The organism is Aquabacter sp. L1I39, assembly GCF_017742835.1.
Classification (GTDB): domain Bacteria; phylum Pseudomonadota; class Alphaproteobacteria; order Rhizobiales; family Xanthobacteraceae; genus L1I39.
This window is the reverse complement of sequence record NZ_CP072392.1, coordinates 5335007-5359675: the sequence shown is the minus strand read 5'-3', so window position 1 is coordinate 5359675 and position 24669 is coordinate 5335007. Positions and strand designations below refer to the sequence as shown.

The following is a 24669-nucleotide window of genomic DNA, read 5'->3' as shown; positions in this document are numbered from 1 at the left end:
TTCGTTTGGCGCCTGGGTCGGCGCCGGCCTATGATCCGGTCAGAAGGGGATGTGGGGCAAATGAGGCGACTTACGGTCGAACACCGCACGCAATATCATTACGCCGAGCCCGTCCACTTCGGGCAGCACCGGCTGATGCTGAGGCCTCGTGACAGCCACGGCTTGCGGCTGCATTCCGCGAAGCTGACGCTCTCACCCACCGGGAATGTCCGTTATGTCTACGACATATTTGGCAATTCCATTGCCCTGGTGGACTTTCACACCGGCGGGACGGAGCTTCTGATCGAAAGCGTCCTCGAACTTGACGTCTATTCCACGCCGGAGCTGGACGGCCTGATCGATCCGGCTGCCGTCACCTATCCCTTTGTCTATTCAAGTGACGATCGCTTCGATGCCTCGCAGATGGTGACGCGACACTATGCTGACGACGGCGAAGTGAAGGCCTGGGTGAGCGCGTTCGTGGTTCCCGGCCGGCCGGTGGATACGCTGGATCTGCTCAACACCCTGAATGCCGCGGTGCATGAGCGTTTCACCTATAATGCGCGCTATGAGGAGGGCACGCAGCCGCCCGCCAAGACGCTCGCTCTGGGGTCTGGGACGTGTCGCGATTTTGCCCTGCTGTTCATTGAGGCGGTCCGGGAACTGGGTTTCGCAGCGCGGTTCGTGACGGGCTACCTTTACACGCCGCACCTGGATCTCAGCCTTGACCAGGAATTTCGCGGGGCGGGTGCGACCCACGCCTGGGCCGAGGTCTATCTTCCCGGAGCGGGCTGGATCGCGTTTGATCCCACCAACGCCCTGGTGGGCACGGACCATCTGGTGCGGGTGGCGGTGGTGCGCGACCCCAGGCAAGCGTCTCCCATCGGAGGCACCTTTTCCGGGTCAGCCACCGCTTTCCTATCCATGGATGTGGCGGTGTTCGTTTCCTCGCGACCCGCGCCTCCCTGGCCGGAACCGGAAATCTCCATCATGCCGCTGGGCGCTCGTCCGGAGCCGATACCGTCGTCCGCTGGGGGGGCAGAACCACCCAAAGAAGAAAACGCTCTGCCCGAGGACGAGGCCTCGGAGGAGGCGCTCGACGGCGAGAGGTCCTTGCCAGCGGCCCCCGCATGCGAGGGGACAAGCATTGCTGGGGAGATCTTGCCCGAAGCGGTGATCTCCCCATCGGCACCCATCACGGTGGAGACGGCCTCGCCTGGCGCCGCTGATGGTGTTCCTGATGAAGACGGGCCCGCCATCCTCGATGTTGCCTCCATAGAGGCACAGGCGTCCGAGGCGGACGGCGCGGATACGGCGCGGCTCTGATCCTCCGGGAAGACCCTGGCTTCCAAGAAAAAAGGAGCGGCCCGAAGACCGCCCCTTGAGTGTGCCTGGAGGTGTCGATGAAAACCGACAATGATGAAACTCTGACACACTTCCTAAGTTCCGTCGATCAAGCCCCTGTGATTGCGGCCATCTGCAACTCTGCCTTGAGCGAAATGCAGAGATGGCATTCGGTGCCCCAAAAGAAAAGGGCGCCGCGAGGCGCCCTTCCCAGATCGATGGCAGCAGCCGCGGAGAGAGCGCCTCAGGGGCACGCCACGCGATAATTGTTGCCGTAGGCGTCCCGCGCCCAGCAAGCCTTCGGGGTGGTCGCCGCGCCCACCATGGCGCCGGTGGCGCCGCCGAGCACGCCGCCCACCAAAGCACCACCCGCAGTGCCGGTGGCTGCGCCGCCAATGAGGGCGCCCGCACCGGCGCCCAACAGGCCGCCGCCCACAGCGCGGTCAGACTCGGAATACTGGCTGCATCCGCCCAGGGCCAGTGCCGCCGCAACAATGATGATAGCCGCCCTCATTTTAGTCTCCATTCTCCTTGCACGCCGGCTTGATGCCGCTCACCTCACCGATCTGTGCCACCTGCTGCGGCACAGTCCCGATATTGCTAAGCCTCGAATGAGGCGGATCGCCGGCCGAACCTCAGTCGGGCCAGCGAGAGTGGCGGAAGGTCAGTGACCCCACCGCCCCGATTTCGCTGACCGTCCTACCCCAGCGGATTCGCGGGACGACATCCAGTTAAGCATACATACGGCTGCCAATCCTATCCCAACCACAGCCATGGCCGTAGAGGCGGGATGGCGTGTAGCCGCAGCGCGAACTTGGCTGATCACCTGATCCGCGTGCCGCATGGCTTCCCGGGAACCAGTGGCGGCAAGCGAAAGAGACGTGTCGGTGAGCCTGTGGACGCGCTCGCCAGCGTCTTCCATCGCCTCCTGCGCCAGGCGCCGCGCGCGGCGGCGCTGGTCCCGCGTCCCTTCATCGGCCGCATCCGCGATGGCGGCGCCCAGAAGCGTCAGGTCTTCCTTGAGGTCTTCAAGGCGGCGAGAGATTTCGTGCGACTTGGATCGCGACTTCAGTGCGAACATCGGCATGCCTCCTTTTGGAAGGCGCAACGCCCCGGAAGGGGGATGGTTCCAGCGACGGTTCAGTTTGAAATGTCTATATCGCGTGCCTAAAAAGTGAGCGTCCGATTTCGTGGCGCATTTTTGGCAGCTTTTTGTGGAACCAGAGGCCGACCTTCGCTGTTGAAGGCATGTGTCACACTTGTATGAAAACGTGAAGGATGGGATCGCCCTCATGCCCCACGCCGCTTCTCCCCGCCACCAGACCTCGATGTCACAGGGTTCGGACGCGACGGAAGAGGAGGGGTTGGAGGGCCTGAATGCGAGCGCGCATGCCTTCTTCTTTGATGTCGACGGCACGCTGCTCGACATTGCGGATCATCCGGACGGGGTGATCGTGCCAGCAGATCTGGCCGCTGATCTAAACCGGCTTCTCGAGCGTGCCGGTGGGGCCGTTGCCTTCGTCTCCGGCCGCACGGTCGAACGCTTGGACGCCATCTTCCATCCCCTGAGGCTGCCGGCTGCGGGGGCGCACGGCGCCGAGATGCGCATCCGGTCCGATGCGGAAACAGAAAGGATCAGCCCTCAGCTTTCTCCCGCCATCCGAGCGCAAGTCCTTCGGACGGCGCGCGAACTGGGTGACCTCCTGGTCGAGGACAAGGGGGCGAGCCTTGCCATTCATTATCGCTCGCGTGCCGACGCGAAACAGGAATTGGGCCATCGGCTGGAGGCCATCGCGGAGCTTGCGGCCGATCCTTTGACGGTGCTGCCCGGCCATATGGTGTTCGAGCTCAAGCATTCCGGCCGTGACAAGGGGGTGGCCATCGAGGCCCTCTTGGGAACGTCCCCTTTTCACGGCCGCCGACCGGTCTTCATTGGTGACGACGTCACCGATGAAGCCGGGTTCGCTGCCGTGCGACGCCATGGCGGCCTGTCGATCGCGGTTGGCCGCCCTTTTGAGAATGTGGACGTGGTGCTTGCCGGGCCCGCCAATGTGCGGGCCCTGGTGCATCGCCTGTCGCTATAACCTGAGCGGAGATCAGACCATGTCACGACTTATCGTCGTATCCAACCGGGTCGCGGTTCCTCAGGCCGGAGGCAAGGCTGCTGCCGGGGGACTAGCTGTTGCCGTCAATGCAGCACTCAAGGAACGGCCGGGCATCTGGTTTGGATGGAGCGGCCGGATCGTCGATGAACCCTCCACGCGCCCCGTGGTAACCTCCCGGGGCAAGGTGAAGTATGCGGTCATCGATCTGAAGGAAGACGATTTCCAAGAATACTACAACGGATTTGCCAATCGCGTGCTCTGGCCGATCCTGCATTATCGCGTGGATCTTGCGGAGTTCCAGCGTTCGGATCTTTCAGGCTATATTCGCGTCAATCGGATTTTTGCCGATCATGTGTCCAAGATCATCAATGAAGACGACGTGATCTGGATTCACGATTACCACATGATGCCGCTGGCCAAATACCTGCGTGAGAAGGGGCACAAGAACAAGATCGGCTTTTTCCTTCATATTCCCATGCCGCCCACGGATCTGATCCAGGCCCTGCCGCGCCATGGGGAAATCATCGGGTCCCTTGCCCATTACGATCTGGTGGGCTTCCAGACGGAAGGCGATCGCGACAATTTCGGACGCTACCTGGAATCCCGTGGCGGCCGCGCCATTCCGGAGGCCAGCGCCTACGAGGTGGCGGGGCGGCGCGTGCGGATTGGTGCATTCCCGGTCGCCATCGAGTCCCAGTCCTTTGCCCGCCGGGCCCGGCATGCCTCGCGGACCAATTTTGTGCGCGCCTTCCGGGAGAGCCTGGCCGACCGCAAGCTCATCCTCGGCGTCGATCGGCTCGATTATTCCAAGGGCATTCCGAACCGATTGGAGGCCTATGAGTCTCTTCTGCGGGTGGCTCCGGAATGGCACAATCGGATGACTTTTGTGCAGGTGACGCCCCGCAGCCGGACCGATGTGCCGGAATATGCCGAGATGGACCGGGCGCTCTCCTTCAAGGCGGGGCAGATCAACGGCCGCTATGGGGACGTGGCGTGGACGCCGCTGCGCTATGTGAACAAGACCTATGCGCGCTCTGCCCTGGCGGGTTTCTACCGCGCGGCGGACGTGGCGGTGGTGACACCCCTGCGGGACGGTATGAATTTGGTGGCAAAGGAATTTGTCGCCGCACAGGATCCGGAAGATCCGGGGGTGCTGGTCCTGTCCCAGTTTGCGGGTGCGGCGTCCGAGCTTGGCGGCGGAGCTTTGCTGGTCAATCCCCACGACACGGACGGGGTCGCGGCAGCGTTGCGTCGGGCGCTGGAAATGCCGCTGGACGAGCGGCAGGAGCGCTATGGGCGGATGATGGCCGTGCTGAAGCAGTATGACATCGCGCAGTGGGCCTCCTCGTTCCTCAACGCCCTTTCCTTTCCACCCCAGCCCGTCCGCTTGGGTAGCACCCGGGTAAGCCCGAGCCGCCTTGGCCTTTCGGCGGGGTGGGGTGGGGAACACCGGGCGGAGGGCGTGTGAAAGGATAGTCCACGCCGCTCCCGCCTTCATTGACGGGCGCTATCTCGTCCAGGTGCGTCATCTGCCGATGCCGGTCCCCAAGGGGGCCGGCTTCTTTCGTTCAGGGGCGTGCAGGCGCATCCCATTCCGGCGCGAAGGCCGGATTCACATAGCGCCGCGCCTTCGGCAAGGTGGCGATGGCAGCATGGTCGGCTTCGTCCAGAACAACGGAAAGCGATCCGAAATTCTCCAGCTGACGCGCCCGTCCCGCCGCCTTCGGGATCACCGCCACCTCGCCCTGGTCCATCAGCCAGCGCAAGGCCACTTGCGCGGGCGTGGCGCCGTGGCGCTGAGCGATGGCCTTCAGAACCGCGTCTTCGGCCACTTCGCCCTTGGCGATAGGGCAGTAGGCCGTCACCGCGATGCCGTGGTCCGCGAGATAGGCGCGGATGGGGGTCTGGTCGAGATAGACGTGATACTCGATCTGGTTGCAGGCGATGGGGGCACGAATTTCTTCCACCACTTGCTGCAGAAGCGGCAGGGTAAAGTTGGCGACACCGATGGCACGCGTCAGCCCTTCTTCCTTCAGCGCCACAAGGGTTTCCAGCGCCTTGGGCAGGTCCATGCCCGGGGTCGGCCAGTGGATCAGGAACAGGTCCACATGATCGAGCTTGAGCTTGCGGAGGCTCTCGCCCATGGAGCGGCGGATGGCGTCCGGGGCGAGTTGATCGTGCCAGACCTTCGTGGTCACGTGGAGGTCGCTGCGGGACAGGGCGCTTTGCGCCAGGGCGGCGCCCACATCGGCCTCGTTCTCATAGCGGGCCGCGGTGTCGATGTGCCGGTACCCGACCGCCAAGGCGCTCTCCACCGCTGATTTGCAGGTGTCGCCCGTCATCATGAACGTGCCGAAGCCCATGCGCGGCAAGAGGATGCCGCGCGTTTCAATATCACTCATCACTCAATCTCCGGAAAGGGCGCGGGCAGATTAGACCTTGCCGGCGAGAAGGGCACGCTGGTCGATGCCGAAAATGTCGGCAAGCCAGTCGATCATCAATTCCTGGCCCAGGGTCGGATTGTCATGCTGGCAATGCTCCGCGCCAGTCATGTCAGCGTCCACCAGCATCAGGGTCACGTCCACACCCGCTTCCTTGGCATAGGCATAGCCCTGCCGTGCGGCCTCGACACCTAGAACGTCATGCCCGCCATGGAGGATGAGATAGGGGCACTTCATGTTCTCGAACACGCCGCGCATGTCGAAGTGACGGGTTTTCTCGGCGACGCCCTTCATGCTGTCGGCACCGAAGACCCATTTCATGTGGGAGGCAAGGCCATGGTCCTCGCCACGGTCCTTGTAGCGCTCATAGAGACTGAGCACGCCGCCATGGGAAATGGCTGCGGCCAAGCGCGGCTCCATGGCGCCGGCGCGGGCCGCATAATAGCCGCCGAGCGACGAGCCGGACACGGCGATACGGCTCATGTCCACGTCGTCGCGGGTGGCGAGCCAGTCGATGCAGCAGCCGACGGGGACCTCATAGTCGAACCGGTTGGGCAGGCCGTGGCGCCGCAAGGTCGCGCCCTGGCCGGGGCCGTCCATCAGCAGCACGGAAATGCCCCGCTGGAGCGCGCCGCGCCCGGTCATGAACCACAATTCGTCCTTGTAGCTGTCGAGGCCGCCGAAGGAGATCAGCACCGGCTGCTTGCCGGTGTCGAACGGCGCGCGGATGAAATAGCCATACATGGGCTTGCCCGCTTCATACGGCACTTCCACGAATTCCCCCTTCGGAACCATATGCTCCAGGAAGCGGCGGGTGGAGAGCTCCGCCTGCTCGAAGGTGGGCATGCGGCGGGGATCGGTGGGCTCCAGCCAGAATTCGGCTGATCGATACATGTCGGCGGCACGCAAATAGCAGTTCATGGCCGTTTGGATGTGGCCCTTGGCCTCGGCTTCCTCCCCGCGACGGAAATTGTTGTCCGCCACCACCATCCATTCCCTGTGCCAGCTGTCATAGTCGCCGGGGATCATGCGGCTGGCGGCAAGAAAGCTCTCGGAGACGCTGCCGCCCCCTTCCTGCGTTTCGCCCAAGGCGCGGCGGAACTGGTAGGAGGGCCAGGGAAATTCTGGCCAGTGGTGCCAGCCATAAGGCTCGTAATGGGGCGCGGTGTCGGTGATGGCGGCGTCGATGAGCTTGGCTTCTGTATCGGCCATGGGAAAGCCTCCGGAGAGATGCCGGTCGCAAGGGAGCTGCCGGCGCCCCGTGGCGCCGGCCGGTGTGTCTTCAGGAAGGAAGGCGCTCAGGCGGTCTTCATGCCCCAGCGCTCGATGGTCTTCTTTTCCACCCAGTCGAAGAACCAGTTCTCGGAAACCCATCCGATCATGGCGATGGTGATCATGCCGCAGATCATGATGTCGGGCCGAAGCTGCCAGCGGGCATCGTCGATGAGGAAGCCCAAGCCGGTGATGGAGGAGATCATCTCCGCGCCCACGATCACGCGCCAGCCCACGCCATAGGTCAGGCGCATGCCGGTGATGATGTAGGGCAGGGAGCCGGGGATGAGGATCGCCCGCGTATAGAGGCTGCGGGAGGCCAGATAGACCCGGGCCACGTCCGTGTACTGGCCCGACAGGGTCTGCACGCCTGTCATGGTGTTGAACATGATCGACCAGATGCCCGAGAAGAAGATCACGAACACCGTGGAGGTGAAGCCGACCCCGAACCACAGGATGGCAAGCGGGATCCAGGCGATGCCGGGAATGGGATAGAGCAACCGGCACAAAGGCAGGAAGGCGGCCCGCGCGGTGGGCGAGGCGCCCAGCGCCAGGCCCGCCGGGATGCCGACCACCGCCGCCAGCAGCACGCCCGTGACTTGGCGCCCGACGCTGGCTGCCGTGTTGGACAGCAGCGCGCCGGACATTCCCAGGTCATAGAAGGCCCGCACCACCTGGATGGGGGAGGGGAAGGCCCATTTGGGCATGAGGCCCAGCATGTAGACGCCCTGCCAGATGACCAGGAAGGCGGCGATGGTGGACAGGCCCAGCACCGTCTCGCGGCTGGGGCGCCGGAGGCGGGGCAGATAAGCGGAGCCGGAGCGCTTGGAAGTCACCGTCATGGTCATCTCAGGCTCCCAGTCTCATGTCCGCCTGTTCCAACTCGGCGGCGCGGTTGATTTCCTCGCCGAGCACCGCCCGCACCTCGCGCTGGAGGCGGCCCATGGCTTCGCTCGTCATGTCGCGGGGACGAGGCTCGTCCACGGCGATGATCTCCTTGATGCGGCCGGGGCGGGCGGTCATGACGACGATCTTGTCGGAGAGGTAGAGCGCCTCCTCGATGGAATGGGTCACGAAAATCACGGTCTTCTTGTATTCGCGCCAGATGCGCAGCAATTCGTCCTGCAGGCTCTCGCGAGTCTGGGCGTCGAGGGCGCCGAACGGTTCGTCCATCAGCAGGAGCGAGGGGTCCACCGCGAGCGCCCGGGCGATGGAGACACGCTGCTTCATGCCGCCGGAGAGATGGTGGGGAAAGCGGGTGGCGAAGTCCGCGAGCCCCACCGTCTTGAGAAGCCGGTCGGCGATTTCCCGCCGCTCCTTGGGGGAGCGGCCGCGGGCGCGCAGGCCGAACTCCACATTGTCGCGCACGGTCATCCAGGGGAACAGCGCATAGTCCTGGAACACCACGGCCCGCTCCGGGCCCGGTCCATTCACCGGCGCGCCGTCAATGGTCATGCGCCCGGACGTCGCCGGAATAAGCCCGGCGACGATCTTCAGCAGGGTGGACTTGCCACAGCCCGAGGGGCCGAGGAGGCAGATGAAGTCGCCGTCCTCGATCTTCAGGTTGATGTCCACGAGGGCGGAGACCTCCGCACCTTCATTGCCATACTTCTTGTTGAGCCCCTCGATCATCAGCATCTAAGGGGCCTCACTTCTTCAGTTTTTCATAGCCCGGGTATCCGGGATAACTCTCCGCCATGGACAGGTCGACGGCGTCCTCATAGGCCACCGGCTTCTGGAGGAGATTGTCCTCCTTCATCCACTTCAGCAGCGTCTCGATCCAGACCTTGGGCGGGGCATTATATGTCCAGCCGCAATTGTCGTAGGACTGCTCCAGAAGCTTGGAATCCATGTTGGGCACATAGTGCTTGAGCACCTCCATGCCGAGCTTCTTGTCCGTGCGCATGATCTGCACGGCATCGAGATGCGCCCAGACAATGCGCTTGGCCAGCTCGGGATGCTCCTTCACGAACTTCTTGTTCATGATCAGCCCGTTGCGGAGCATGTCGGAGGCGATCTTCGACTTGTCCACCAACTGGTCGGCGGGCAGCAGGAGCTTGGCTCCCTTGTCCACCGCGTTGGTCCCATAGGGCTCGAACGGGAAGGCGGCGGCGATGTCGCCGGTCACGAGGGCGGAGGCCACTTCCGGCACCGGCACGAGGGCCAGCTGCACGTCCTTTTCCGACAGGCCGAAGCGCGGCAGGATCTCGTGGATGAGGGTGAGATATTGCACGTCGAACTTGGTGACGATGCCGATGCGCTTGCCCTTCAGGTCCGCCCACGAGTTGACCTTGGGCGAGGCGACCATCATGGCGCAATTGGCCGATGAGGCCGCCACGATGACGTTTTCGATGCCGGCGGAGAGATAGCGCAGGGCGCTGGCATATTGATTGTAGCCCACGTCATAGTCGCCGATGGACATGAGCTGGTTGGAGCGTTGGTAGTTGCCGCCGATGAACTCGACATTGACGCCGTATTTTTCCCAGATCTTCAGGTATTCGGCCATGAAGGGTTGGATATGATCATAGCCAGGCGTGCCGGCCACCACCTTCACCTTGTAGGTATCGACCGCCTGGGCGGCTGCGGAGCCGGCGGCGAGAGCCCCCATGAAGAGGCCCAGCAAAGCGCTTCTGATCGTCATTTTTATCCCCTGGAAGGCTGAGCGAAGGTCTTTGCGAACGTGTTTTTGGGCCGCGCGGGGGCGCCGCGCGGCCGGGATGTCACTCGGCCGCGAGGGTTTGCGCCTTCGGGGCCGCCTCATGGATGTGGCGCACCTCGTCCCAGGCGCGGGTCATGTGGTCGAGCGCTTTCAACTCCGTGTCGGCGATACGCGAGAGGATCTCGCCCGCCGCCTTCAGCTCCGCCTCGTAGCGCAGCACGCGGAAGGCATCGGAAGAGGTCTGCATGGCCTCGGCCGCCGCCGCAGTGTGAGTGGTGTCAAGGCCGCGCAGGCCCAGTTCCCGCGTAACCCGACGCAGATAGCCGGCGGCACCGGCACGGCCGAGCACGCCGTGATTGGGGATCTGGCCACGCACGAAGAGCGGGCGACGCTCCCCATTGGGGGCCAGAACATCCTCGATCTCGCCGGCGCGGATCTTGGCGGCGAACACTGCCATGCCCGGCGCGCCGGTCTCAAAGCGCGGGATCTGCCACTGGTTGCCGAACAGGGCATAAGGCTTGGGATAGTCGCCGCAGAGGATCTTCAGGTTGCGCCGGAAGGAATGACGGATGGAGGCGGCGATGTCCCAGCTGGGATCGCGGCCGGGCTCCACCCAGACCATCAGATAGGGGCCGTAGCCGTCATGCAGGCTCCATTCCCCACCGAAGGGGTGGTGGTGCTCCCAGGGCTCATAGCCGTTGGGGCCGCGCTGCTTCGACTGCACCCAGGCTTCGAGGAACACCTCGATCGGCGCCTCGTAGCGGGAATGGGGCATTACGTCATTGGGCTCGAAGATGGTGACGGTGCCCTTGTCGAGGTCATAGCCCGCCACCACCACATGATGGCCGAAGCCGCTGCGCCCCATGGTCTCGTACTGGAACTTGAGGCGGGGTGAGGTCTGGGCGCCATAGGGCAGCATCAGCGAATAGTGGAGGCCCACCTGCACCGGAATGCCCTGGTCCACCAGCGCGCGCAGCTTCCCGAAGGCTTCCTCGAAGCCGCCCTCGTGGTCCTCCTCCCAATGAGCCTTGAAGCCCAGCGCCTTGGACGTGTACTCCCAGATTTCATGAAAGGGGCCGGCGCCGCCATTGAAGGCGGGGGCGCCCCACACATGGGTCCAGCGGAAGGAAAAGCCGTCGCCCGACGTGCCGTCGGCGAAGAGCACGTCCGGCTCGCCATGCAGGCGATACATGCCCAGCAGCCCGGTGAAGTAGCACCGGCCGGCATTCCCGCCCTCCGGATAGCCCTTCGCGCCGAACCAGGTCATGGAATGATAGGCGTCGTCGTAACCGGTCACGTAGGCCATGGGTCCACTCCGATGATGACGTCGATGAGTGAAGCGCGCCCGGCGCGAGACCGGGCGCGCGGGGGTCAGATCAGTGGGTTGGTCATCTTCTTGCGCAGTTCGCGCTGATCGATGCCGAACACGTCGGCCAGCCAGTCCGCCATCAGCTCCTGGCCGATGGTGGGATTGTCGTGCTGGCAATGGTCGGCACCTGTCTCCTCCTCGGTGACGAAGCGCAAGGTCACGTCCACGCCCTCGGACTTGGCATAGTCGGCCACCTTCTGCGCGGCGGCGACGCCGAGCACGTCGTGCCCGCCATGGACGATGAGATAGGGGCACTTCATGTGGTCGAGGTGCCCTTCCAGCTTGAAGGGGGCGGCCTTCTCCATGGCCTCCTTCATGGTCGAGGCGCCGAACACGGTCTTGATGTGGTCGGCAAGACCATGGTCCTCGCCGGCGCTCGCCCACAATTCCTGGATCGACCAGATGGCGCCGTGGGAGATGGCGGCGGCAAGGCGCGGCTCGTAGCAGCCGGCGCGGGCCGCGTAATAGCCGCCCAGCGAAGAGCCGCACACCGCGATTTTGTCGGGATCGATGTCGTCGCGGGTGAGGAGATAGTCGATGCACTTGCCGACCGGCACCTCATAATCATGCCGGGTCGGGATCTTGTGCCGCCGCAGCGTGCCGCCCTGGCCGGGCCCGTCGATCATGAGTACCGAAATGCCGCGCTGGAGCGCGCCATGGGCCTGCATGAACCACATCTCGTCCTTGATGGAATCCAGGCCGCCCATGCAGATGAGCACCGGCTGCTTGCCGGTATCGAACGGCGCGCGCACGAAATAGGCGTAGAGCGTCTTGCCGTCCTCATAGGGGATTTCCAGCACCTCGCCCGCCGGGTTGAGGTTCTCGATGAATTTGCGCGAGCAGTTCTCCATCTGTGTGAAGGTGGCGAGGCGTCGCGGGTCCGTATATTCAAGCCAGAATTCGGTGTGTCGGTAGTAATTGGCCGCACGTAGCCAGCAATTCATCGCCGTGCGCACATGGCCCTTGGCGAATTCCTCATCGCCCCGCTGCTGGTTGAAGTCGGCGATGATCTTCCATTCGCGGTGCCAGCTTTCCTGATCGCCGGGGATCATGCGGCTGGCCGCCAGGAAGCATTCCGAAACCGCGCCGCCGCCTTCCTGCGTCTCGCCGAGTGCCCGGCGGAACTGGTAGCTCATCCAGGGAAATTGCGGCCAGTGGTGCCAGCCATAGGGCTGGTACGTGCCGTGGGTCTCCTTCATCACCTGATCGATGAGCAGTTCTTCCGCCATCTTTGTCCTCCGTTGGGCCGCGGGGGCGGCCATGGAGGAAGTTAAGGCGATGCCGGCCCCAAATTCAAGTGACTTGAAAAATAAGAAATGACAGGAAAGTCGCGCTCCCGCTCCCTGGGCGGTGCGAGCGGCCAGGGGCGTTCCCGCCCGTGGGACGGGCGAGGGCAAAGTGTTCGCCGATGGTGGTGGAAGGGTGGACGCCGGGGACCCGTCCCGTCAGAAAGAAGGCGGCGTATTGATGAAGATGATGCGCGCCTCTTCATCCCCCACATTGCGGTAGCCGTGGGGAATCTCGGACCGGTAGGTGAAGCTGTCGCCGGTGCTGATCTTGTAGCTGCGATCGCCCAGCAGCAATTCCACCTGGCCAGCCAGCACGTAGCCGACCTCTTCGCCCTCATGGGTCACCAGGCCGTCGCTGCCGCCCCCCGGCGCCACGATATGGACGTTGCCCTGGAGCAGGTGGCCCTTGGCATAGGGAATGAGGCGTTCCATGCGGATGCCGTCGCCGCGGCGCAGCGGATCCAGCTCCACCACCATGCGCTGGCCGGCGCGCAGCACCACGTCCTGCTCGGCATCGGGGGTGGCGAACAGTTCGCCGATGGTGAGGTTGAGCGCGTCGCACACCCGCGAGAGCATGTTCAGCGAGGGCTGGATCTTGTTGTTCTCAAGCTTGGACAGCAGGCTTTCCGAACAATTGGCCGCCTCGGCGATGTCCTTCAGCCGGGCGCCGGCCAGGAGGCGGGCGTGTCGCAGGCGCGTTCCCACCTGAAACTTGCCGGGATTGTCCTCACCCTTTTCCGCGGCTGCGCGCGCTACGATCTCAGTAAGCTCAGTCATTCCTGCACATTCGATCGAGCCGCAGGGATCATCGCGGCTCCAGCCTCCGCTCCAAACTACAGAGGGGCAATGGGGGAGCGCAACGGTATCTCCAGAGCCTGGATTCAGTCACTCTCGGCGTCAAGGTGTGCCTTGGGCGCGGGGAAGGGTGGTACGGCGCTGGATCAGGTCGTGTCCGGCAAACAGCTCCGCGACCCAGTCCACGAAGACGCGCAGGCGTGCGGAGAGGTGGCGGTTGGGGGGGAACACGGTGAAAACCGGAAAGGATTCGGTGGTCCAGGCCGTCAGAACCGGCACCAGCGTTCCCGCCCCGATGTGGGACTGCGCCATGAAGGTGGGCAGCTGGATGATGCCGAGGCCGGCAAGACCTGCTGCAAGATAGGCGTTGCCGTCATTCACCGCGATCATGTAGCGGCCGTCCGGCTCCAGGGTTTGCCCCTCCCGCTCGAACTCCAGCTCCAGGAGGCGCCCCGTGCGGGCATTGAAGTATCGCACGGTTGGAAAGTCGGTCTCCAGGTCGCGCGGATGGTTGGGGATGCCATAGCGCTTCAGATAGGAGGGCGCGGCACAGGTGATGCGGTGGATTTCGCCGATGCGGCGCGCGACGAGAGACGGGTCGGTCAAATCGCCGCCCCGGATTACGCAATCCACATTCTCGCCCACCAGGTCCACCGCCCGGTCAGTGACGCCAAGGTCCAGCTGGATGTCGGGATAGCGGGCGAAGAAGTCCGGCAAGGCGGGCACCAGGACGAGCAGCGCCAGGGAGGCGCTGATATCGACCCGCAGCCGCCCGCGCGGCGCCGCCTGGGACAGGGTCATGGAGCCATCCAATTCGTCCAGGTCGTTCAGCAGAGCTAGCGCGCGCTCATAATAAGCGGCCCCATCCGGCGTCACTGTCACCCGCCGGGTGGTGCGGTTCAGCAGTTTGGTGCGCAGGTGGGCTTCCAGCGCCTGCACCTGCTTGGTCAGGGTGGGCTTGGGAATACTGAGCAAGTCCGCCGCGCGGGTGAAGGTGCCAGCCTCCACCACCCGCACGAAGGCCCGCATTGCCGCAAGTTGGTCCATACTGCCGCCGTTCCGCTTCAATCAGAAGGCTATTATTTCCATACAGAAACAATGAAGTCACGTTTAGGCTATTTTTTGACTGAATGGTAGGAAGTAGGTTTTGTGCACTGCGAAGCGCCCGATGCCCGGTCGCCAAAAGCAGGTGCAATCATGATCCCCCATTGGACCGAGGAGCAGGTGGAGACGACCGTGGCCGGCGCGATGCCGGTGCGGATCTATGGCGGCGACCGGCCCGTCCGCTCCTCGCCCCTGGTCCTCCAGCTCCATGGCGGGGCCTTCACCGGAGGTTCGCTGGAGAGCGGGGCGGATGTGGCCGGCATCCTCGTGGAAGCCGGCGCAGTGGTGGTTTCGGTAGACTATCCCTGCGGGCCCGACCACCCCTTTCCCCAGCCCCTCAAGGCCGCCTATGAGGCCCTCGCCTGGACGGAAAAGGCCAAGGCCCGTCTCACTGGAAAGTCCGCGCGCCTTTATGTGGCGGGCGCCGAGGCCGGCGGCAACCTCGCCGCCGCCTTGGCCATGATGGCGCGGGACCAGCAGTTTCCCAATCTCGCGGGCCAGATCCTCATCTCGCCCATGCTGGATGCGAGTCTCGCCACCTGCTCGCTCCGCATGGCCGATGCCGGCCCCGTGGGTTGCAAATGGGCCGATGGCTGGCACACCTATCTGGGCTCCGCCGAGAAGGCCGGCCATCCCTATGCGGCTCCGCTGACGGCCACGCGCCTCGGCGGGCTTGCCCCGGCTCTGGTCATCACGGCCGAGGATGACCCGCTGCGAGACGAGGCGCTCGCTTATGCGCAGCGCCTCGGCGGGGCCGGTGTCGCGGTTGAAAAGTTCGTCGTTCCCGCACCCACCGGCTGGCCCTGCACCATTGATGGCGAGAGCGACGGCGAGTGTCCGTGCCTGCGCTTCCTCCCGCCTGTCCTGCGCACTTTTTTCGACACCACGCGCGCCGGGCCCGCCAAACGCCCGGCCAAGCAAGCCACTCCCTGATCTTCCAAGGAAACCGCCATGTCCGGCATCGAAACTTCTTCGTCCGGCGCTCCGTTGAAGCGCCGCCGGCTTCTCGTTCCGGCCCTTGCCGCCCTCATCGTCGGGGCGGGACTGGCCACACCCTACGTGCTGCCGCTCGGCGGAGCACGTGCCGCCGACCCGGTTGCCGCCTCTGCCCCCATGGCGGCGCCGGTGTCGGTGGCTATCGTGGAATCCCGCGAGGCGCCCATCTTTGACGAGTTTTCCGGCCGCCTGGAGGCGGTGGAGCGGGTGGAGGTGCGTTCGCGCGTGGCAGGTGCCATCCAGAAGGTGCATTTCCGCGAGGGCGACCTGGTTCAGGAGGGCGAACTCCTCATCACGGTGGACCCTGCTCCTTACCAGGCGGAAGTGGACCGCTTCCAGGCCCAGGTGAGCGCCGCCGAGGCGCGTCTTGCCCTCACCAAGGCGGACCTGGATCGCGGCCAGCGTCTCTTCGACAGCCGCACCGTGTCCCAGCGCGACCTGGATGAGCGGGTGAATGCCTCCAAGGAGGCTATCGCCAATTTGAAGGCCGCCGAGGCTGCCCTCCACACCGCCGAGCTGAACCTCTCCTACACGCAGATCCGCGCCCCTGTGGCCGGCCGGGTGGGCAAGCTTGAGATCACGGTGGGCAACCTCATCTCGGCGGGCCCGTCCTCCGTGCCGCTCACCACTCTCGTTTCCGTGGATCCGGTCTATGCCGCCTTTTCAGTGAACGAGCAGGTGGTGACCCGCGCGCTCCGCTCCCTGGTGGCAAAGCCCGGCAAGACGCTTCCGGTGGAAAGCATTCCCGTCCAGATGACCACCGCCATCGACGAGGATATGAGCGCGGGCAAGACCTATCTCGGCCACCTCCAGCTCATCGACAACCAGGTGGACCCGCGCACCGGCACGGTGCGGGTGCGCGCCGTGTTCGACAATACGGACGGCCGCCTCATCCCAGGTCAGTTCGTGCGCCTGCGCATGGGCCGGCCGGACACCGGCAAGGCGCTTCTCATCACCGAGCGGGCGGTCGGAACCGACCAGGACAAGAAGTTCGTGCTGGTGGTCGGCGAAGACAACAAGGTGGCCTATCGCGAGGTGGCGCTGGGGGCCGAAGTCAACGGCCTGCGCATCGTCTCCTCCGGCCTGAAGGCGGGCGAGACGATCGTCGTCAACGGCCTGCACCGCATCCGGCCCGGCGTCACGGTTGCCCCGCAGCAGGTGGCCATGGACGGCACCCGCACCGCGTCTGCCGCCACGAACGACGTGGCTCAGCGCTGACCTCGGGCGGAGGGCACCGGCGCCCTTCGCGTCCGACCTCACTCAGACATTGACGACTTGAAGGGCAGGGGGCGTCCCCCTGCCTGCCCGCTCTTTCCATGCTCTTCCCAGCCTCGCGCCCCCGGCGCCGGGGCCACCGTGGCGCTTGCGCGCCGGCGGGCGGGGAGGGCTTTGCCGCGCCCCGATGGGGGAGGATGCCATGAACATCTCCAAGTTCTTCATCGACCGCCCCATCTTTGCGGGCGTCCTGTCCACTTTGATCTTCCTTGCCGGCCTCATCGCCATGCAGGTGATGCCCATTTCGGAATATCCCGAAGTGGTGCCGCCCCAGGTGGTGGTGCGCGCCCAGTATCCCGGCGCCAATCCCAAGGTGATTGCCGAGACGGTGGCCACCCCCATCGAGGAACAGATCAACGGCGTGGAGGGCATGCTCTACATGTCCAGCCAGGCCACCACCGACGGCTTGATGACCCTCACCGTCACCTTCCGCCTCGGCACAGATCCCGACAAGGCCCAGCAGCTGGTTCAGAACCGGGTCTCCCAGGCCGAGCCGCGCCTGCCGGAGGCGACGCGCCAACTGGGCATCACCACGGTGAAGTCCTCGCCGGACCTGACGCTGGTGGTTCATCTGCTGTCGCCCAATGGGCGCTATGACATGACCTATCTGCGCAACTATGCCGTCCTCAATGTGAAGGACCGTCTGGCGCGCATCGATGGCGTCGGCCAGGTGCAATTGTTCGGCTCCGGCGACTATTCCATGCGCGTCTGGCTCGACCCCCAGAAGGTGGCCGAGCACGGCCTCTCCGCCGCCGATGTGGTGAACGAGATCCGCGCCCAGAACGTCCAGGCCGCCGCCGGCGTGGTGGGCGCCTCGCCGGGCCTGCCGGGCATCGATCTCCAGCTCTCCGTGAACGCCCAAGGCCGCCTCCAGACCGAGGAGGAGTTCGGCGACATCGTCGTGAAGACCGGCGCCAATGGCGAGGTGGTGCGCCTGCGGGACGTCGCGCGCATCGAGCTGGGCGCGGCCGACTATGCGCTGCGCTCCCTCCTCAACAACAAATCGGCCGTCGCTGTGCCCCTGTTTCAGGCGCCGGGCTCCAACGCCATCCGCATCGCCGATGATGTGCGCAAGGTGATGGAGGAGATCAAGCTGAACATGCCCGAGGGCGTGGACTATGAGATCGTCTACGACACCACCCAGTTCGTGCGCGCCTCCATCGATGCGGTGGTGCATACGCTCCTGGAGGCCATCGTCCTGGTGGTGCTGGTGGTGATCCTGTTCCTCCAGACGTGGCGGGCCTCCATCATCCCGCTGCTGGCGGTGCCGGTGTCCATCGTCGGCACGTTCGCCGTGATGTATGTGTTCGGCTTCTCCATCAATGCCTTGACCCTGTTCGGCCTGGTGTTGGCCATCGGCATCGTGGTGGATGACGCCATCGTGGTGGTGGAGAATGTGGAGCGCAACATTGAGGAGGGCCTGTCCGCCCGCGCCGCCACCTACAAGGCCATGCAGGAGGTGTCCGGGCCGATCATCGCCATCGCCCTGGTGCTGGTGGCGGTGTTCGTGCCGCTGGCCTTCATCACCGGCCTGACGGGGCAATTCTACAAGCAGTTTGCCCTCACCATTGCCATCTCCACCGTCATCTCGGCGATCAATTCGCTCACCCTCTCGCCGGCGCTCGCGGCCCTTCTGCTGAAGGGCCATGACGCGCCGAAGGACCGGCTCACGCGCATTATGGATGCGAGCCTCGGCTGGCTGTTCCGCGGCTTCAACACCGCCTTCAGCCGCGGCTCCAACGCCTATGGGCGGGGGGTGAAGGGCGTGATTGGCCGCAAGGTCCTGATGATGGGCCTCTATGTGCTGCTGCTGGGCGCCACCGCCTTCCTGTTCCGCACGGTGCCGCCTGGCTTCGTCCCGGCGCAGGACAAGCAATATCTGGTCGGCTTCGCCCAATTGCCGGATGGCGCCACGCTCGACCGCACCGAGGAAGTGATCCGCCGTATGAGCGAGATCACCCTCGCACAGGAGGGCGTGGAAAGCGCCATTGCCTTCCCGGGTCTGTCCATCAACGGCTTCACCAACTCCTCCAATTCCGGCATCGTCTTCGTGGGCCTGAAGCCGTTCGAGGAGCGCAAGCGGCCCGACCTTTCGGGCGGCGCCATCGCCCAGCAATTGAACGGCAAGTTCGCGGCCATCGAGGAGGCCATGGTGGCCATGTTCCCCCCGCCCCCCGTGCAGGGGCTGGGCACCATTGGCGGCTTCAAGTTGCAGATCGAGGACCGGGCGGGATTTGGCTACCAGGCCCTCAATGAGGCGACCCAGGCCTTCCTCGCCAAGGCGCGGCAGGCACCGGAGCTGGCGGGGCTCTTCTCCTCCTACCAGATCAACGTGCCGCAGCTTTATGCCGACATCGACCGCACCAAGGCGCGCCAGTTGGGCGTCGCGGTGACCGACGTGTTCGACACCATGCAGATCTATCTCGGCTCCATCTATGTGAATGATTTCAACAAGTTCGGCCGCACCTACACGGTCCGCGTCCAAGCGGATGCGCCCTATCGCGCCCGTGCCGGGGATGTGGGCCTCCTCAAGGTGCGCTCGGCCACCGGCGAGATGGTGCCGCTCTCCGCGCTCCTGAAGGTGAAGGAGGTGGCGGGTCCCGAGCGGGCCATGCGCTATAATGGCTTCCTCACCGCCGACATCAATGGCGGCGCGGCGCCCGGCTATTCGTCCGGCGAGGCGCAGAAGGCGGTGGAACGCGTGGCCGCCGAGACCTTGCCCAAGGGCATCGGCTTTGAATGGACCGAATTGACCTATCAGGACATCCTGGCCGGAAATTCGGCGGTGTGGGTGTTCCCGCTCGCCATCTTCCTGGTCTTCCTGGTGCTGGCAGCCCAGTATGAGAGCCTCGTGCTGCCGCTCTCCATCATCATGATCGTGCCCACGGGGCTGCTGGCCGCCATGACCGGCGTTTGGCTCTCGGGGGGTGACAACAATGTCTTCACCCAGATCGGCCTTGTGGTGCTGGTGGGCTTGTCGGCGAAGAACGCCATCCTGATCGTGGAGTTTGCCCGCGAACTGGAATTTGCCGGCCGCACCCCGCGCGAAGCTGCGGTGGAGGCGAGCCGCCTGCGCCTGCGGCCCATTTTGATGACCTCGCTGGCCTTCATCATGGGCGTGGTGCCCCTCGTCACCTCCATCGGCGCCGGCGCGGAGATGCGCCATGCCATGGGCGTGGCAGTGTTTGCGGGCATGATCGGCGTGACCGTGTTCGGCATCTTCCTGACGCCGGTCTTCTACGTGCTGCTGCGCCAGCTCTCGGGCAACCGCCCCCTGGTGCAGCATGGAGCGGCCGTTTCCGTCCCGCACGGGTCGCCCACGGACCATGCTGCACCCGTTGACGCCCACTGAGACGGGCAGGGGGCAACGCCCTTCATAGATCCGCCCTTCGCGCCAAAAGCGCCTCTCCCGCATGAGCGGGGGAGGAGTCTCATTCATCGATCATGCGCGGCCGATGACCGGGACGTTTTTCTCCGTTCTTGAACGGCGCGTGATGCAGGTCCCGCATGACGCGCTCATGGCTGATTGGGCGACGTTTCCCGCGCCAAGCGAACGGCTCGCCCACACGGTGCCGCTCCTGCGGTGGGTTGACCGGTTGGATCGTCTTTCGGACCCCCCGCAGGGACCCGCGCTTCAGTCCTTGCCTACACCCCTTGCTGCTTCCCCCAAGGCGCTCGCGAAGGGTTTTCAGGCAGAAGCCACCTCCCGCGCCCCCGGTCATCCACAGGCGCGCGCCCGAAACCGGGCTCATTTCCGCGAGCCTATGGACAGGAGCCGACGAACTGACTATACCCGCCACCGTTCCCGACGGCATCGCCGCCCGGACGCCCAGGTAGCTCAGTTGGTAGAGCATGCGACTGAAAATCGCAGTGTCGCTGGTTCGATTCCGGCCCTGGGCACCATCGCCCTTCTAAGGCGTTGATCTTTCAAAGTTCTTTGTGCCTCAAAACGTTGGAACCCTCTGGTGGTACAGATGGGTGGTCCAATGGTCCTCGCCATGTCGCGTCGGGCGAGCGTCCGAGAGCGCCAGCGCGCGCCATCCTTGCTCCGTCCTCGGTTTTCCGGCTGTGTCAGGGCAGGTGGTCCACGAAGCGCGTGAAGTCGGCTACCGGCTCGCGCTCGGTGAGAAAGCCATTTTCGGGCGCATGGGGGTCGGCGTGGCCGAGCGCCATGCCGCAGACGAGCATGCGCGTCTTTGGAATGGCGAGGCGCTCGGCAATAAACGCGCCATAGACGTTGAACGCCGCCTGCGGGCAGGTGTCGAGGCCGAAGCTGCGTGCGGCGAGCATAATGTTTTCCAGGAACATCCCGTAGTCGAGCCAGGAGCCCTGCTCCATGTCCCGGTCAATGGTGAAGAACAGGCCCACCGGCGCACCAAAGAACAGGAAGTTGCGCGCGTGCTGCTGGCGCATCTTCTCGTCTTCACCCCGGGCAATGCCCAGAGCCCCATAAAGCGCCCACCCCACCTTTCGCCGTCGGCCGAGATAGGGCTCGCGCCAGGTGCTTGGATAATAGCGATAGTCCGCCGCGCCCTTATCGCCTGACAGAGCCCTCTCATTCAACTCCGCCGCCAGCACGCGCAGCGCATCGCCCGTGACGACCAGAACCTGCCACGGCTGGATGTTCGAGCCTGACGGCGCCCGCGCGGCCAGATCCAGGATCCGCACGATCGTCTCCTTCGGCACCGGCATCGGCAGGAAGGCGCGCACGGAGCGGCGGGTGCGTATGGCCTCCTCCGCAGAGAGGGGAGCAGCGCGGTTGGCGCTGGAGGGAGGAAGCATCCTTGGTTTTTCCTCGTGTCCGGTGCGAGGGGGCGCAGTCCTGTCCGCGACTGTCGCCGGTGAAGACAGTGTCCCGCCCTTGCCACGGTCGGGGTGAGTCCGCAAGGCGGCATCTACGACTTTCGCAGTGCACCTATCGTGTTCGGCGGCGCACAACAATACCGCTATTGACTCACGTGTTCGTGTGGGCGAAAAAAAGTTCATGATTGTGAAACAAGCTGACAATCTCCTTGCCATTCTCGAGCTGTTCGCCAAGGTGCGGCGGCCGCGCACGCTGTCGCAGATCAGCGAGGCTCTGGGGCTGCCCAAGTCCTCCACCTTCAATCTCCTGGAGACATTGGAGGCGAAGGGCTTCATCCATGAATTGCGGCTGTGGGGCGGCTACTATCCCACCCGCCGGCTGCTGGCGCTCGCCCAGGACATCGCCGAGAACGATCCCTTCATCGATCGCCTGCGCCCGGCGCTCACCTGGCTTCAGGAGCAGACCGGAGAGACGGTGCTCCTAGCCCACCGGTCCGATGCAGAGATCGTGTATCTGGAGGCGATGGAGAGCCGGCATCCGGTGCGCTACTTCGCTCAGGCGGGGGAGCGCCGGCCGCTCCAGGTGACATCCGCCGGCAAGGCGATCCTGAGCTGCTACACGCCTGAGGAGCGTGCCCGGCTGTACGCGTCGCTTCCGTTTGAGAAGTATCGTGCCGCGACCTTGCCCGATGCGGCGGCGGTGGAGGCGGACATCGTGGCTTCGGTGGCGCGGGGCTGGTTCGAGAACCTCTCCGAATACACCCCCGACGTGCTCGGCGTGGGCATGCCTCTGGTGCTCGATGGTGAACGCCTCGCTGTCTCGGTGGCCGGGCCGAACTATCGCCTCATGGACAAGCGGGCCGAGACTGCGGCCCGCATCGCCGAGGCGGTTCAGATGATCCGTTCCAGTTTCGAGGGACAGGGAGGCACCCCGTGATTTTGGCCCTATCCCGGGCACTTGCCCGGTTCGAGAAAGTCCTGCTCCTGATCGCAGCGGCGTTCCTGTTTACGATGATGGTGATCGTCTTCGCCGATGTGGGGCTGCGCTATCTCTTCAACAGCCCCCTCGGCTTTTCCTATGACTTGATCTCGCTCTACCTGATGGTGGGTGTTTTCTTCTTCAGTTTGTCCAACACGCTGCGCCATGATGAGCATGTGCGCGTGGATATCCTTTATCTTCAGGCGCCCCCGTCCGTGCGCCGGATGTTCGACCGCATCAGCTATGCCCTGTCCGCCATTCTGTTTGCGGTGGTGCTCTGGATGGGGCTGTTGCGCGCCATCGCCAGCACCGCGCAGCTCGAAGTGATGGCCACGCTGATCCCATGGCCCATCTGGCTCGCCTATTGGATCGTGCCCATTGGCACTGCGCCCATCCTGATGCTGTGCGTGCTGCGCGTGATCCATCCAGAAATCACCAAAGAGCATCACGTCTGATGTGCCGGGAGCTGGCGCGGCCAAGGCGAGATCGCCCCCGCGAGTGACATCCCATCCGCGCCAAACAGACCCAAGAACAGTCGAGGAAACGCCATGACGCCGGCCCTGGTCATCGGTTTTTTGTTTGTGCTGCTGGCCATTGGCACGCCGGTGGGATTTGCGCTCGCCATTGCCGGCGCCACGGGATTGCTGGCCACCGCCGGGCTCACCGCTGTGGTGGGCGTGCTGGAGACGACCCCGTTCTCGGTCACGAACTCCTATGAACTCATCGCCATCCCCATGTTCATCCTCATGGCCGAACTGGTGGTGGCGAGCGGCATCGCCGATGGCCTGTTCCATGCGATGTCGGTGTGGATCGGGCGAGTGCGGGGCGGGCTCGCAGTGGCCACCGCCCTTGCCGGAGCTGGCTTTGGCGCCATTTCCGGGTCCAGCACGGCGTCCGCGGCGGCGCTTTCCGCCACCTCAATCCCCGCCATGCTGCGGGCCGGCTACGAACCGCGCTTCTCCTGTGGCGTGGTGGCCATTTCCGGCACGCTGGCGATGCTCATTCCGCCCTCCATCGCCCTGGTGCTCTATGGCATCATTGCGGAGGTCTCCATCGCCGATCTGCTGATCGGCGGTGTCATCCCGGGCCTGCTGGTCACGGCCGCCATCATCGCCACCATCTATGTGCTGATTTGGCGCGATCCGGCGCTCGCCCCCGCCACCCGTAGCTACAGCTGGCACGAGAAGCTGGCGGCTGTGCGCGAGGTGGGTCCTATGCTGGCCCTTCTGCTCATCGTCACCGGGGTCATCTATCTGGGCATCGCCACGCCCACCGAGGCGGCGGCGCTGGGGGCGTTCGGCGCGCTGGTGCTGACGGCGTTGGTGGGCAAGCTGACCTGGCCGACTCTTGTGTCGGTGCTGACCCGGGCGGCGCGCGCCACCTGCATGATCTTGATGATCGTCATCGGCGCCAGCATTTTCGGCTTCTTCCTTACGCTGACGCAGGTCACGCAGGGCGCGGTGTCGTTCGTGACCTCGCTCGACGTGTCACCCTACGTCGTCATGGCTCTGATCGTCTGCCTCTACATCCTGCTCGGCTGCTTCATGGACCAACTGGCGATCCTGATCCTGACGGTTCCGATCGCGGTGCCGGCCGTCAAGGCGCTGGGGTTCGATCCGGTGTGGTTCGGCGTGCTCGTCGTGGTCACGGCGGAGGTGGGGATGATCACGCCGCCGCTGGGGCTGAACGTATTCGTCGTCTCCCGCTATAGCGGACGGCCGCTCGCCGAGATCTTTTCGGGTATCGCGCCACATGTGGTGGCCCATATCATCGTGATCGCTCTCCTCATCGCCTTCCCGGCACTGGTTCTGTGGTTGCCCGGGACGATGAATTGACAGCGGAAAAAAGGAGGAAGACAGCCATGACCAAACAAAAATACATGGTACGGGAAGGTGAGGTGAAAACCTATTCTCCCGTCAACCATTCGGGCACGGTCAACCGACGCCTCATCAGCCGCGAGACGGTGGGCGCCAAGCAATTGGAAGTGGTGCTCGGCACCATCGAGAAGGGCGCCGGCGCCCATCCACATCATCACGACGGCATCGAGCAGGTCTGCTACCTGCTCTCGGGCGAGGCGACCGCCGAAGTGGGCGGCGAGACGCTGCACCTGCGCCCGGGCGATGCATGCTTCTTTCCCGCCGGCGAGGAGCACGTCTTCACCGCCGTCAGCGACGAGCCGGTGCGTGTGCTCGTGATCTATGCCCCCCCTTATGCCGAGAAGGTCTGAACCCATCAGGCCCCGACCCTTGGAGGAGACCC

The 24669-nt window shown here is 64.6% G+C and carries 22 protein-coding genes and 1 tRNA gene; 11 read left to right on the top strand and 12 right to left on the bottom strand.

What is annotated here, in order from left to right:
• Nucleotides 1-60 precede the first annotated feature (60 nt).
• Nucleotides 61-1305 (top strand): transglutaminase-like domain-containing protein, encoded by a 1245-nt coding sequence (locus J5J86_RS24220; protein ID WP_209102855.1) that lies wholly within the window; start codon nt 61-63, stop codon nt 1303-1305.
• Nucleotides 1306-1567: 262 nt separating this feature from the next.
• Here J5J86_RS24220 and J5J86_RS24215 read toward each other — a convergent pair whose 3' ends face one another.
• Nucleotides 1568-1837 carry a glycine zipper domain-containing protein gene (locus J5J86_RS24215; protein WP_209102854.1) on the bottom strand — a complete coding sequence of 90 codons (270 nt, stop codon included), beginning with the start codon at nt 1835-1837 and terminating at the stop codon, nt 1568-1570.
• 150 nt (nt 1838-1987) lie between these two features.
• On the bottom strand, nt 1988-2404 hold the full coding sequence (locus J5J86_RS24210; protein WP_209102852.1) for a hypothetical protein: 417 nt from the start codon (nt 2402-2404) through the stop codon (nt 1988-1990).
• 211 nt (nt 2405-2615) lie between these two features.
• On the opposite strand from J5J86_RS24210, the gene otsB reads away from it, so the two are divergent.
• Both otsB and otsA read left to right on the top strand, forming a co-directional pair.
• On the top strand, nt 2616-3407 hold the full coding sequence (otsB, locus tag J5J86_RS24205; RefSeq protein ID WP_209102850.1) for a trehalose-phosphatase: 792 nt from the start codon (nt 2616-2618) through the stop codon (nt 3405-3407).
• 19 nt (nt 3408-3426) lie between these two features.
• Nucleotides 3427-4896 (top strand): alpha,alpha-trehalose-phosphate synthase (UDP-forming), encoded by a 1470-nt coding sequence (gene otsA, locus J5J86_RS24200; RefSeq protein ID WP_209102843.1) that lies wholly within the window; start codon nt 3427-3429, stop codon nt 4894-4896.
• Nucleotides 4897-4996: 100 nt separating this feature from the next.
• Here the strand turns inward: otsA and J5J86_RS24195 are convergent, their stop codons facing one another.
• The 9 genes from J5J86_RS24195 to J5J86_RS24155 all read right to left on the bottom strand — a co-directional run bounded on the left by J5J86_RS24195 (nt 4997) and on the right by J5J86_RS24155 (nt 14300).
• Nucleotides 4997-5830, bottom strand: a complete 834-nt coding sequence (locus J5J86_RS24195; RefSeq protein WP_209102841.1) for an aldo/keto reductase — start codon at nt 5828-5830, stop codon at nt 4997-4999.
• A gap of 30 nt (nt 5831-5860) precedes the next feature.
• Nucleotides 5861-7081 carry an alpha/beta hydrolase family protein gene (locus J5J86_RS24190; protein ID WP_209102839.1) on the bottom strand — a complete coding sequence of 407 codons (1221 nt, stop codon included), beginning with the start codon at nt 7079-7081 and terminating at the stop codon, nt 5861-5863.
• 86 nt (nt 7082-7167) lie between these two features.
• Nucleotides 7168-7989: an ABC transporter permease gene (locus J5J86_RS24185; protein WP_209102837.1), complete on the bottom strand. Its 822-nt coding sequence runs from the start codon at nt 7987-7989 to the stop codon at nt 7168-7170.
• Between the two features lies 1 nt (nt 7990).
• Entirely contained in the window at nt 7991-8779 is a 789-nt protein-coding gene (locus J5J86_RS24180) for an ABC transporter ATP-binding protein (RefSeq protein WP_209102835.1), read from the bottom strand.
• Between the two features lie 10 nt (nt 8780-8789).
• The gene (locus J5J86_RS24175) at nt 8790-9782 is read right to left on the bottom strand and encodes an ABC transporter substrate-binding protein (RefSeq protein WP_209102833.1); all 993 of its coding nucleotides are present in this window, start codon (nt 9780-9782) and stop codon (nt 8790-8792) included.
• 79 nt (nt 9783-9861) lie between these two features.
• Nucleotides 9862-11106, bottom strand: coding sequence for a hypothetical protein (locus J5J86_RS24170; protein WP_209102831.1), 1245 nt, complete (start codon nt 11104-11106; stop codon nt 9862-9864).
• A gap of 65 nt (nt 11107-11171) precedes the next feature.
• Nucleotides 11172-12398 carry an alpha/beta hydrolase family protein gene (locus J5J86_RS24165; protein WP_209102829.1) on the bottom strand — a complete coding sequence of 409 codons (1227 nt, stop codon included), beginning with the start codon at nt 12396-12398 and terminating at the stop codon, nt 11172-11174.
• Between the two features lie 216 nt (nt 12399-12614).
• Entirely contained in the window at nt 12615-13235 is a 621-nt protein-coding gene (locus tag J5J86_RS24160) for a cupin domain-containing protein (RefSeq protein WP_209102828.1), read from the bottom strand.
• A gap of 120 nt (nt 13236-13355) precedes the next feature.
• Nucleotides 13356-14300 (bottom strand): LysR family transcriptional regulator, encoded by a 945-nt coding sequence (locus tag J5J86_RS24155; protein ID WP_209102825.1) that lies wholly within the window; start codon nt 14298-14300, stop codon nt 13356-13358.
• Between the two features lie 150 nt (nt 14301-14450).
• Between J5J86_RS24155 and J5J86_RS24150 the strand changes: the two genes are divergently transcribed.
• The 4 genes from J5J86_RS24150 to J5J86_RS24135 all read left to right on the top strand — a co-directional run bounded on the left by J5J86_RS24150 (nt 14451) and on the right by J5J86_RS24135 (nt 20531).
• The gene (locus J5J86_RS24150) at nt 14451-15290 is read left to right on the top strand and encodes an alpha/beta hydrolase fold domain-containing protein (RefSeq protein WP_209102824.1); all 840 of its coding nucleotides are present in this window, start codon (nt 14451-14453) and stop codon (nt 15288-15290) included.
• An 18-nt stretch (nt 15291-15308) separates the two neighbouring features.
• Nucleotides 15309-16571, top strand: a complete 1263-nt coding sequence (locus tag J5J86_RS24145; protein WP_209102823.1) for an efflux RND transporter periplasmic adaptor subunit — start codon at nt 15309-15311, stop codon at nt 16569-16571.
• A gap of 199 nt (nt 16572-16770) precedes the next feature.
• The gene (locus J5J86_RS24140) at nt 16771-19980 is read left to right on the top strand and encodes an efflux RND transporter permease subunit (RefSeq protein ID WP_209102822.1); all 3210 of its coding nucleotides are present in this window, start codon (nt 16771-16773) and stop codon (nt 19978-19980) included.
• Nucleotides 19981-20455: 475 nt separating this feature from the next.
• A tRNA-Phe gene (locus J5J86_RS24135) sits at nt 20456-20531 on the top strand.
• A gap of 168 nt (nt 20532-20699) precedes the next feature.
• Here the strand turns inward: J5J86_RS24135 and J5J86_RS24130 are convergent.
• Nucleotides 20700-21410 (bottom strand): nitroreductase, encoded by a 711-nt coding sequence (locus J5J86_RS24130; protein WP_209102821.1) that lies wholly within the window; start codon nt 21408-21410, stop codon nt 20700-20702.
• A 202-nt stretch (nt 21411-21612) separates the two neighbouring features.
• Between J5J86_RS24130 and J5J86_RS24125 the strand changes: the two genes are divergently transcribed.
• The 4 genes from J5J86_RS24125 (at nt 21613) to J5J86_RS24110 (ending at nt 24637) form a co-directional block, all read left to right on the top strand.
• On the top strand, nt 21613-22368 hold the full coding sequence (locus tag J5J86_RS24125; RefSeq protein WP_209102820.1) for an IclR family transcriptional regulator: 756 nt from the start codon (nt 21613-21615) through the stop codon (nt 22366-22368).
• Nucleotides 22365-22865 carry a TRAP transporter small permease gene (locus J5J86_RS24120; RefSeq protein ID WP_209102819.1) on the top strand — a complete coding sequence of 167 codons (501 nt, stop codon included), beginning with the start codon at nt 22365-22367 and terminating at the stop codon, nt 22863-22865. The genes J5J86_RS24125 and J5J86_RS24120 overlap by 4 nt, the downstream gene beginning before the upstream one ends.
• A gap of 93 nt (nt 22866-22958) precedes the next feature.
• Complete coding sequence (locus J5J86_RS24115; protein ID WP_209102815.1) at nt 22959-24245, top strand: TRAP transporter large permease; 1287 nt, start codon at nt 22959-22961, stop codon at nt 24243-24245.
• Between the two features lie 26 nt (nt 24246-24271).
• Nucleotides 24272-24637 carry a cupin domain-containing protein gene (locus tag J5J86_RS24110; RefSeq protein ID WP_209102813.1) on the top strand — a complete coding sequence of 122 codons (366 nt, stop codon included), beginning with the start codon at nt 24272-24274 and terminating at the stop codon, nt 24635-24637.
• The last annotated feature ends 32 nt before the right edge of the window (nt 24638-24669 follow it).

Coding starts and splice junctions, on each gene's coding strand:
- J5J86_RS24155 (WP_209102825.1), bottom strand. CDS start 14,300: ATGGACCAACTTGCGGCAATGCGGGCCTTCGTGCGGGTGGTGGAGGCT.
- otsB (WP_209102850.1), top strand. CDS start 2,616: ATGCCCCACGCCGCTTCTCCCCGCCACCAGACCTCGATGTCACAGGGT.
- J5J86_RS24130 (WP_209102821.1), bottom strand. CDS start 21,410: ATGCTTCCTCCCTCCAGCGCCAACCGCGCTGCTCCCCTCTCTGCGGAG.
- J5J86_RS24145 (WP_209102823.1), top strand. CDS start 15,309: ATGTCCGGCATCGAAACTTCTTCGTCCGGCGCTCCGTTGAAGCGCCGC.
- J5J86_RS24170 (WP_209102831.1), bottom strand. CDS start 11,106: ATGGCCTACGTGACCGGTTACGACGACGCCTATCATTCCATGACCTGG.
- J5J86_RS24175 (WP_209102833.1), bottom strand. CDS start 9,782: ATGACGATCAGAAGCGCTTTGCTGGGCCTCTTCATGGGGGCTCTCGCC.
- J5J86_RS24180 (WP_209102835.1), bottom strand. CDS start 8,779: ATGCTGATGATCGAGGGGCTCAACAAGAAGTATGGCAATGAAGGTGCG.
- J5J86_RS24185 (WP_209102837.1), bottom strand. CDS start 7,989: ATGACCATGACGGTGACTTCCAAGCGCTCCGGCTCCGCTTATCTGCCC.
- J5J86_RS24220 (WP_209102855.1), top strand. CDS start 61: ATGAGGCGACTTACGGTCGAACACCGCACGCAATATCATTACGCCGAG.
- J5J86_RS24195 (WP_209102841.1), bottom strand. CDS start 5,830: ATGAGTGATATTGAAACGCGCGGCATCCTCTTGCCGCGCATGGGCTTC.
- J5J86_RS24115 (WP_209102815.1), top strand. CDS start 22,959: ATGACGCCGGCCCTGGTCATCGGTTTTTTGTTTGTGCTGCTGGCCATT.
- J5J86_RS24110 (WP_209102813.1), top strand. CDS start 24,272: ATGACCAAACAAAAATACATGGTACGGGAAGGTGAGGTGAAAACCTAT.
- J5J86_RS24210 (WP_209102852.1), bottom strand. CDS start 2,404: ATGTTCGCACTGAAGTCGCGATCCAAGTCGCACGAAATCTCTCGCCGC.
- J5J86_RS24165 (WP_209102829.1), bottom strand. CDS start 12,398: ATGGCGGAAGAACTGCTCATCGATCAGGTGATGAAGGAGACCCACGGC.
- J5J86_RS24140 (WP_209102822.1), top strand. CDS start 16,771: ATGAACATCTCCAAGTTCTTCATCGACCGCCCCATCTTTGCGGGCGTC.
- otsA (WP_209102843.1), top strand. CDS start 3,427: ATGTCACGACTTATCGTCGTATCCAACCGGGTCGCGGTTCCTCAGGCC.
- J5J86_RS24125 (WP_209102820.1), top strand. CDS start 21,613: ATGATTGTGAAACAAGCTGACAATCTCCTTGCCATTCTCGAGCTGTTC.
- J5J86_RS24215 (WP_209102854.1), bottom strand. CDS start 1,837: ATGAGGGCGGCTATCATCATTGTTGCGGCGGCACTGGCCCTGGGCGGA.
- J5J86_RS24190 (WP_209102839.1), bottom strand. CDS start 7,081: ATGGCCGATACAGAAGCCAAGCTCATCGACGCCGCCATCACCGACACC.
- J5J86_RS24160 (WP_209102828.1), bottom strand. CDS start 13,235: ATGACTGAGCTTACTGAGATCGTAGCGCGCGCAGCCGCGGAAAAGGGT.
- J5J86_RS24150 (WP_209102824.1), top strand. CDS start 14,451: ATGATCCCCCATTGGACCGAGGAGCAGGTGGAGACGACCGTGGCCGGC.